This is a genomic window from Clostridium mucosae, from assembly GCF_024622765.1.
Taxonomy (GTDB): domain Bacteria; phylum Bacillota; class Clostridia; order Clostridiales; family Clostridiaceae; genus Clostridium.
In genome coordinates this window covers 1-9,516 of the sequence record NZ_JANKAF010000037.1, presented here as the reverse complement: position 1 = coordinate 9,516, position 9,516 = coordinate 1, and the positions used below count along the sequence as shown (strand labels likewise).

General features: G+C 29.2%; 6 protein-coding genes and 2 rRNA genes. 6 read left to right on the top strand and 2 right to left on the bottom strand.

The genetic code is table 11. The features are described 5' to 3' along the window. Window positions 1-10 precede the first annotated feature (10 nt). Window positions 11-127 (top strand): 5S ribosomal RNA (gene rrf / locus NSA50_RS19150). 591 nt (window positions 128-718) lie between these two features. Here rrf and NSA50_RS19145 read toward each other — a convergent pair. Then, on the bottom strand, window positions 719-1,945 hold the full coding sequence (locus tag NSA50_RS19145) for an ABC transporter permease (protein ID WP_257447999.1): 1,227 nt from the start codon (window positions 1,943-1,945) through the stop codon (window positions 719-721). Next, window positions 1,945-2,853, bottom strand: a complete 909-nt coding sequence (locus NSA50_RS19140) for an ABC transporter ATP-binding protein (protein WP_257447996.1) — start codon at window positions 2,851-2,853, stop codon at window positions 1,945-1,947. Before NSA50_RS19140 ends, NSA50_RS19145 begins: the two co-directional genes overlap by 1 nt. 328 nt (window positions 2,854-3,181) lie before the next feature. Between NSA50_RS19140 and glgB the strand changes: the two genes are divergently transcribed. The 5 genes from glgB to NSA50_RS19115 form a co-directional block, all read left to right on the top strand. Further along, window positions 3,182-5,158, top strand: a complete 1,977-nt coding sequence (gene glgB / locus NSA50_RS19135) for a 1,4-alpha-glucan branching protein GlgB (protein WP_257447985.1) — start codon at window positions 3,182-3,184, stop codon at window positions 5,156-5,158. 34 nt (window positions 5,159-5,192) lie between these two features. Then, the gene (gene glgA / locus NSA50_RS19130; RefSeq protein WP_257447983.1) at window positions 5,193-6,638 is read left to right on the top strand and encodes a glycogen synthase GlgA; all 1,446 of its coding nucleotides are present in this window, start codon (window positions 5,193-5,195) and stop codon (window positions 6,636-6,638) included. Between the two features lie 45 nt (window positions 6,639-6,683). Further along, on the top strand, window positions 6,684-7,868 hold the full coding sequence (locus NSA50_RS19125; protein ID WP_195266909.1) for a glucose-1-phosphate adenylyltransferase: 1,185 nt from the start codon (window positions 6,684-6,686) through the stop codon (window positions 7,866-7,868). 13 nt (window positions 7,869-7,881) lie between these two features. After that, window positions 7,882-8,988 carry a glucose-1-phosphate adenylyltransferase subunit GlgD gene (gene glgD, locus NSA50_RS19120; RefSeq protein ID WP_257447979.1) on the top strand — a complete coding sequence of 369 codons (1,107 nt, stop codon included), beginning with the start codon at window positions 7,882-7,884 and terminating at the stop codon, window positions 8,986-8,988. A 448-nt stretch (window positions 8,989-9,436) separates the two neighbouring features. Next, window positions 9,437-9,516 (top strand): 16S ribosomal RNA (locus tag NSA50_RS19115); the annotation flags it as partial.

Below are 9,516 nucleotides of genomic sequence, written 5' to 3'. Positions count from 1 at the left end.
CACTCTGAAATCTGGTGATGATGGCGTAGAGGAAACACTCCTTTCCATTCCGAACAGGAAAGTTAAGCTCTACAGCGTCGATGGTACTGCATGGGAGACTGTGTGGGAGAGTAGAACGTTGCCAGGTCATTAAAAAGACTTAAGAATAAATTCTTAAGTCTTTTTTATTTTATGTAGGTCTTATTCGTTATGAAAGTATGTTTAATTAAAGATTTAAAGATTAAGATCTAGAGATGGGGATAAATATAGATAGAGATGTTAGAGATCTATAGAAAATTATATAAAGTTTTATTATATATATGAAAAGTTATCAACAGTGTAAAGAAATAATAAAGTAATTAATGTTGATAACTAGATATATTTGTGGATAATAATTTGTTAGTTGTGGACTATATTATTAGTTAACAGAGGACAAGTAAAGCGAAGATAGTAGTAATATGAAATTTGAAGAAATATCTACTTAATAATCTATTTATAACTTTTAGCTTTAATTACAAACTTATATAAAGTGGTATTGTTTTAACATGTTTTATAAATATTTTCTTTACTAAAAAATATATTAAAATTATTTCTATAACGTATATTTTAATATTAGAATGTTGTTATAGTAGTAAGATTAATAAAGCATAAAGGGGCTCGCGAAACGCGAGCCCCTTTATGCTTCTATATTACAATCTATATTACAATCTATATTATGATTTTTTTATACTTAGATTTACTATATTAAAATATCTTTTTTAGTAAAGTTAATATGTGCTATCACATACGCTATTATTGCAGTTATAATCATACATATTATTCCGTTAGTTGTTGTTAATTTAGGGTTTTGATACATTAATGCTAACTTGGAATTTACTAAACTACCAGCATCGGCATAAGTTGTAAAAAGTATATGACTAATATCTCTTAGGGAACTAATTGCTTGAGTTCCTATTGCCAAGAATATAGTTGATATTACTGAAACAGCCATTGATGTCATACTACTTTTAAATATAGTAGATATCATAAAAATAACTGAACAAGCTGATAAAATAAATAGTGATTGAAAGCCTAATGTTCTTATAGCACTTTCGGTATTAGTAACCATTTTAGAAGTATCGGGAACTTGTTGCATTAACATTTCTCCTGAAGATTGATCAAACACTTTTTCATACTTTTGTTCAATTCTAACAGGATAATCTGATGCATTAACATCACTTGTCATATTAACAACCGTCATACCAACTAATTGAGGTATTAATATTAATGATAATACTGTAATAACTGAAACAATAAATTTAGACAATAAAATTTTTCCTCTTTTAACTGGTTGCACAAGTAAGAATTTTAATGTTGCTGGAGTACATTCGCCTGAAACCATATCACTCATAAATACAGCAATTCCTGCTATTAATACTCCTAAGCCAAAGAATTCATTAAGAGTTTTTAAAAAATTAAATGCATGGTATTCCCAACCTTGTAAAGGCTTTATATTATTATTCTTTAAGTATTTTAAGTCATCTAATTGCTGTTTTGATTCAGCATACCATTTTTTATTCCATTCATTTAGACCATCTTCTTCATATTGTTTGATAGTATTTTCAGTAGTTTCTATTGATTCATCTAATTGTTTTTTCCACGCATCTTCAGAGATTCCGTTTTTAAGTATTTCCTTATTATCTTCTATTTGCTTTAAAAGACTAGTTTCTATTTCTTTAGAACTTTGGATCCATTGTGGGTCTCCATCAGCTTCAGCTCTTTTTATATCATTTCTTATATGAACTAATTGTTCTTCAGCTTGGTCTATTTGATACTCAGGAGAAGTCCATTCTTTCATATGCTTATCGTTAATCCATGTACCAAAAGCAGTTATTCCAATAAACACTATAAACAATCCAAAGACAATCCAAGTCTTAGATCTTTTAAAGATTTTAATAAATTCATTTTTTATAAGAGTCAATAACATTATCTAATTCCTCCTTCAACTAATTCCATATATCTTTGTTCTAAGCCTTTACGTATCTTAAATATCTCTTGTATATCATAGTTGTTGTTAACAAGATACTTAATTAATTCAGGAGTTCTATTTGATAATAATATTATTTCTATTCCATCATCAGTTTTTCTAGCAGAATTTATATAGTCAATAGATAATAATTTGTTAGTATCTATTTCTTGCAATAATCTTAAGCAAATTATATCGGTATCAGTTTCCATAGATTCATTTATTACATTTTCTACTGATTTTATAGTCCCATGATTAATAAATGCTACTCTATCACAAAGATGTTGAACTTCTGAAAGGATATGTGAAGATATAAATACAGCCATTCCTCTTTCTTTAGCAGCTTTCTTAACTACTTCTCTAAAATCTAATATTCCGGATGGATCTAATCCATTAGTAGGCTCATCTAAAATAAGAAGTTTTGGATTAGATAGAAGTGAAGCAGCCAAGCCTAAGCGTTGCTTCATACCTAGTGAGTATTTTCTAACTTTATCATCTATTCTATCTTCAAGTCCTACTAATTTTATAGTTTCATCTACTTGAGTTTTAGGAATATTTCTAATTCTAGCAATTTGCATTAAATTTTCTCTTCCTGATAGATATTTATATAATTCAGGATTTTCAACTACAGCACCAACTTCATTTAAGGCATTTTCTGTATCATTTTTTAAATCATGGCCACAGATACTGATGCTACCTCCATTTGGATTTATAAGTCCAACTAACATCCTTATAGTTGTTGTTTTTCCAGCTCCATTTGGTCCTAAGAATCCAAATATTTCTCCTTCTTCTATGGAAAAAGAGATATCCTTTATTATTTCTCTTTTGCCCAGCTTCTTTTTAAGTCCTTTTACCTCTAAAACCTTCAATTTATTACCTCCCTTAAGTTATCTATTAATAATTTTAGAGTTAAAATCTTAATTTAAAGGGATATAAAACCTTAATAAAACCTTAATATAGTCTTAAGATATATTTATAGTTAAATTTCGATATATAATTGTAATATTTTTATAGAATTTATGGTAAAAAGTCGATTGATGTAGATTTTAAAAAGTTAATAAATAATCATATGTAAATATATGATGAAAAACATAGGATATTAAGGATTATCGTATTACGGATTCAATGGAAATTAATGTAACGCGATGGTATAATTATCAACATGAGAATTATGTTAAGTTCAAGGGAGAGATTTGTATGACACAGGTGGTAAAGGGTAAGGTTAAAAATGGACAACTTGTAGATATAGACATCGATTTATTTCATAAAGGGAAAAATTATAGTAGTTATAGATTTATGGGAGCTCATTTAGTAAGTGAAAAAAGGAAAAAGGGAGTAAGATTTACAACTTGGGCACCGAATGCAAGTGAAATCTATGTTGTAGGAGACTTTTGTGATTTTAAACCGGAAGAAGAGTTTAAAATGGAGAAGGTTAATAAAAGAGGAGTATGGTCAATATTTATTCCAGGCTTAAAGGAAGGAACTAAATATAAGTACTATATTATAAATAAGAATAGCTTAAAGGGAGTATATAAAGCAGATCCTTATGCAACCTTTTCAGAGCTTAGACCTAATACTGCATCAATAGTTAAAGATGAATGTAAGTTTAGATGGTCAGATAAGAAATGGACAAATAAAAGAGAAAAAACGGATATACTAAAATCTCCAATAAATATTTATGAGATGCATTTAGGATCATGGAAAACTAAGGATGGCGAATTTCTTACATATAAAGAATTATGTGATGAGCTACCTAAGTATTTAATTGAAATGGGATATACTCATGTAGAATTTATGCCATTAGTAGAACATCCATTAGATGCTTCGTGGGGATATCAAGGAATAGGTTACTATTCCGTTACAAGTAGATATGGTAATCCAGAGGATTTAAAAGAATTAGTAAATATACTTCATAAAAATGATATAGGGGTTATCCTTGATTGGGTACCAGGACATTTTTGTAAGGACGAGCATGGATTATATCACTTTGATGGTAGCCCAACTTATGAATATCAAGAAGGCTGGAAGGCTGAAAATAAAGGATGGGGTACAGCTAATTTTGATTTAGGTAGACCAGAAGTAAAGAGCTTTTTAATTTCTAATGCACTATTTTGGATGAGAGAGTTTCATATAGATGGATTGAGGGTAGATGCTGTATCTAATATGCTTTACCTGAATTATGGAAGAAATGAGGGTGAATGGAGGCCAAATAAATTTGGTGGAGATGGCTGTTTAGAAGGGATAGAGTTTTTAAAAGAGTTAAATACAGCTGTATTTGGTGAGTTTAAAAATGTTCTTATGGTTGCAGAAGAATCAACATCATGGCCAAATGTATGTATGCCGATTGAAAATGGTGGATTAGGTTTTAATTTTAAATGGAATATGGGATGGATGAATGATACTTTAGAGTATGTAGAAATGGATCCTGTATATAGAAAATATCATCATAATAATATGACTTTTTCCATGATGTACAACTACTCAGAAAACTTTATACTACCAATATCACATGATGAAGTTGTTCATGGTAAAAAGTCCTTAGTAGATAAAATGTGGGGCGATTATTGGAATAAGTTTGCTGGATTAAGGTTATATTTAGCCTATATGATGGGGCATCCAGGGAAGAAATTAACATTCATGGGATACGAGTTTGCTCAATTTATAGAATGGAGAGAGTATGAACAGTTAGAGTGGAAGTTAATTGATAATTTTGAAATGCATAAATTAACTCAGGATTATTGTAAAAGTCTAAATAGTTTTTATAAAGAACATAATGCTCTTTGGGAATTAGACTATGATGTTAATGGATTTGAGTGGATAGATGCGGATAATGCTAATCAAAGTATATTTGCATTCATAAGAAAGGGAAATAAAGCTAAAGATACATTAATATTTGTTTTCAACTTTACTCCTGTTGTTTATCATGATTTCAGAATTGGAGTACCTTATAATGCAGAATATAGCGAGATATTTAATTCTGATAAAAAGGAATTTGGAGGGTCTAATCAATTAAATGAGGATGCTATATTATCAGAGAAAATACAATATCATAACAAGCCATACTCTATTACGTTAAAAGTACCGCCTATGGCTGTTTCTGTATGGTCTGTTAATAAGCTTATTAAGGAACCTGAAACAAATACTATAGAAAGCAAAGAGATAATAGAAAATTAAAAAATAACATAAGATTGAGTGGGGGGATATAAAATTGAATATTTTGATAGTAGCGTCAGAAGCACATCCTTTTATTAAAACTGGTGGATTGGGAGATGTTATTGGTGCTTTACCAGTTGCATTAAAGGAATTAGGCGCAGATGTAAGAGTTCTGATTCCTAATTATAGAGATATAAAAAAAGAAATAAAGGAAGACTTAAAGTATATTGATAATTTTACTGTAAATGTAGGATGGAGAAGTCAATATTGTGGAATCTTAGAATATGAACATGATGGAGTTAAGTTTTATCTTTTAGACAATGAGTATTACTTTAAGAGAGATGGATTGTACGGATATTATGATGATGGAGAAAAATTTGCTTTTTTTGATAGAGCAGTTTTAGAATTTGTAAAGCATATAGATTGGGTACCTGATATATTACATTGTAATGATTGGCAAACTGGAATGGTGCCAGTGTTACTTAAATTGGAGTATAGCAAAGAAGAAAAATTTAAAAATATGAAAACAGTACTTTCAATTCACAATTTATTCTTTAAAGGTATGTTTAATCCACAAGTTTTACCAGAGTTATTTGGATATGACTATGAAGCATTTAACAATGGAAGCTTAGAGCATTATGGGGCTGTTAGTTTCTTAAAGGGTGGAATTAATTATGCAGATAAAGTTTCTACAGTAAGTAAGAGTTATGCAGAAGAAATTAAGACTCCAGAGTATGGAGAACAGTTAGATGGATTACTTAGATATAGGGGTTCTGCATTACAAGGAATAGTAAATGGTATAGATTATAAAGAATATAACCCAGAAGAGGATAAGTATATATATTCTACTTATAGTGCTAATGATTTTGAAAATAAAAAAATTAATAAAGAAGATTTACAAAAAGAATTAGGGTTACCAGTAAATAAGGATGTTCCAATGATTGGATTAGTATCTAGATTAACGCATCAAAAGGGTTGTGATCTAATAATTAATATATTAGAAGAATTACTTAAGGAAGATGTTCAAGTTGTGATATTAGGTACTGGAGATTATATGTATGAAGAAAGTTTTAAAAGCTTCCAAAGTAGACATCCTAAAAAGGTTAGTTCAAATATAAAATTTAGTAATGAATTAGCACATAAGATTTATGCTGCATCAGATATGTTTTTAATGCCGTCATTATTTGAACCTTGTGGACTTGGACAATTAATTGCACTTAGATATGGAAGTGTCCCTATAGTTAGAGAAACTGGGGGTCTAAAAGATACAGTAATTCCTTATAATGAGTATGATGAAACAGGCAATGGATTTGGATTTAAGAATTATAGATTTGATGAGCTTCTTAATACAACAAAATATGCCCTAAGTATTTATAAAGACAAAAATAAATGGAATAGCATTGTTAGACAAGCTATGAGTGCAGATAATAGTTGGGAAAAATCTGCGAAAGAATATATTGAATTATATAATGAAGTAATTTCTAGCAATGATAATAAATAAATTTTAAAAGACTAAGATATGAGTATAGGAGAGAGGGAAGAGAATATGGGAAAAAAAGAAATTGTAGCGATGATTTTAGCTGGTGGACAAGGATCCAGATTAGGAATATTAACTAAGAATATAGCAAAACCTGCAGTACCGTTTGGAGGAAAGTATAGGATTATAGATTTTCCTTTAAGCAATTGTTCGAATTCAGGCATATATACAGTAGGTGTACTAACTCAATATAAACCATTAGATTTAAATTCCCATATAGGAATAGGGGATCCCTGGGATTTAGATAGAAGAGATGGAGGAGTATCAATATTACCACCATACCAAGAAGAAAAAGGTGGAGATTGGTATAAGGGGACTGCTAATGCAATTTATCAAAATATAGAGTATGTAGATAGATATGATCCTGAATATGTTTTAATACTTTCTGGTGACCATATATATAAGATGAATTACGATAAAATGTTAGAGTTCCATAAAGAAAATGGAGCAGATGCAACAATTGCAGTTATAGATGTTCCGCTAGAAGAGGCTAGTAGATTTGGAATAATGAATACTAGAGAAGATAATACAATATATGAATTTGAAGAAAAGCCTAGTGAACCAAAGAGTACTAATGCATCAATGGGAATATATATATTTAACTGGGCAGTATTAAAGAAGTTCCTAAGAGAAGACGAAAATGATCCATCTTCAAGCAATGATTTTGGTAAAAATATAATACCTAAAATGCTTAATGAAGGAAGAAAGTTAATGGCATATCCATTTAAGGGATATTGGAAAGATGTTGGAACTATAGATAGCTTATGGGAAGCTAATATGGATTTATTGAAAATAGATAATGATTTGAATTTATATGATAGCGAATGGAAAATATATTCACAAAATCAAGTAAGACCAGCTCAATATGTAGGGGATGAGGCTAAGATAGTAAATTCTTTAATAGTAGAAGGTTGTATAATCAATGGTAAAATAGAAAATTCCGTAGTATCTCAAGGTGTATATGTTGGTAAAAATACAGTGATAAGAGATTCAGTGATAATGCCAAATGTAGAAATTGGAGATAATGTTGTAATAGATAAAGCTATAGTTGGAAGTAATGCAATAATAAATCATGGCTGTAGCATTGGTAATGGAGATTCAATAGAAGTTGTTGGAGCTTATCAATATATAGTTAATGAATCAAATATAAAGTTAAAAGAGATTTGTTTAGATGATGAAGTAGTTAATGTTTAAGGGGGCTGGAAGAATGAATAATTGTTTAGGAATAATAAATTTAGATGAAAACCAAAGCAGAATGGGAGAATTAGTAAGAAATAGAACTTTGGCATCAGTACCTCTTTCTGCAAGATATAGAGTTATTGATTTTGTATTATCTAATATGGCTAATTCAGGAATAGAAGGAATAGGAATATTCACAGCTAATAAATCAAGATCATTAATAAATCATCTAACCAATGGTAGACCATGGGATTTGCATAGAAAAAAAGATGGTCTTAGAGTATTTAATTTTGGAGATTATGATCCTGACTATGATGATGTTCATAACTTTATAGATAATATTGAGTTCATTGAACAAAGTAGAAAAGAATATGTACTAATAAGTCCATCATATATGATATGTAATATAGATTATAATGAAGTATTAAAATATCATAAGAAGTCTAAAAATGATATAACAATAGTATATAAAGAAGTAGAAAATGCAGATAAAAAGTTTTTGGAATGTGAAGTTTTAAATATAGACAGTGATAATAGAGTAATTAGCATTGGTGAAAATATAGGTAGAGAGAAAATCGCAAATATAAACATGGAAATGTATATTATGAAGAGGGAGTTATTTACTGATATTATTCATGAGTGCATAAAAACTGGAATTCATAGAAAAATAAAAGGCTATATAGCTTCAAATCTTAATAAGTTTAAAGTGGGAGCATATGAATTTGATGGATATTTATCTTGTATAAATTCAATTAAAGCATATTTTGATACTAATTTAGATATTCTAGATCAAAATATAAACAAAGAGTTATTTTATAATAAAAAGCCTATATTTACTAAGTCACAAGATGAACCTCCAACACAATATACAGATATGAGTTTAGTATCAAACTCTATAATTGCTAATGGATCATATATAGAAGGAGAAGTAAAGAACTGTATAATTGGTAGAAGAGTAGTTGTTGGAAAAGGAGCAAAGCTTGAAAATTGTGTTATAATGCAAAACACAGTAATTGGTCCTGATGCTGTAATGGATAGGGTTATAGCTGATAAGGGAACTGTAGTGAATGAAAGTCAAATAATTAAAGGTACAAATAATTATCCTGTAACTATTCAAAGAGCAAAAGTTGTTTAAGATAGAAATATAACAAGAAATAATAAATATATAAATCTATATAGTAGCTATTGAAATAAATCTAATAGTTACTATATAGGTGAAATATAATAACAAATGTTCCGGGTGTATCAATAGTATTATATATTAGAAAAAAAGAGATTTATTAAGTATAAGTAATATAATTCGATGTAAATATCGTATTTTGTAGAAATAAGTATTAATATAAGTGGTAAGATTAATCTCGTTCCAAGCGAGGAACAAAACATATTAAAGAAATCATTAAAACAATAAAAAATATGTTGACAATGATAACTTTAAGTGATAAGATAATAAAGTCGCTTGAGGGCGATGAAGAAAATGGTCTTTGAAAATTGAACAGAAAATAAGTTAAGTAAAATAAACCAGCAATTCTTTTAGATGTCTTAAAATTAAGACTCAAAGTAATTTGAGCGAAGAGATTAAACTTTTTATTGAGAGTTTGATCCTGGCTCAGGACGAACGCTGGCGGCGTGCCTAACACATGCAAGTCGAGCGAGAGGAGTTCCT

Excerpts from the sequence above, each read along its gene's own strand:
- glgB (WP_257447985.1), top strand. The coding sequence starts at position 3,182 with ATGACACAGGTGGTAAAGGGTAAGGTTAAAAATGGACAACTTGTAGAT.
- NSA50_RS19125 (WP_195266909.1), top strand. The coding sequence starts at position 6,684 with ATGGGAAAAAAAGAAATTGTAGCGATGATTTTAGCTGGTGGACAAGGA.
- glgD (WP_257447979.1), top strand. The coding sequence starts at position 7,882 with ATGAATAATTGTTTAGGAATAATAAATTTAGATGAAAACCAAAGCAGA.
- NSA50_RS19145 (WP_257447999.1), bottom strand. The coding sequence starts at position 1,945 with ATGTTATTGACTCTTATAAAAAATGAATTTATTAAAATCTTTAAAAGA.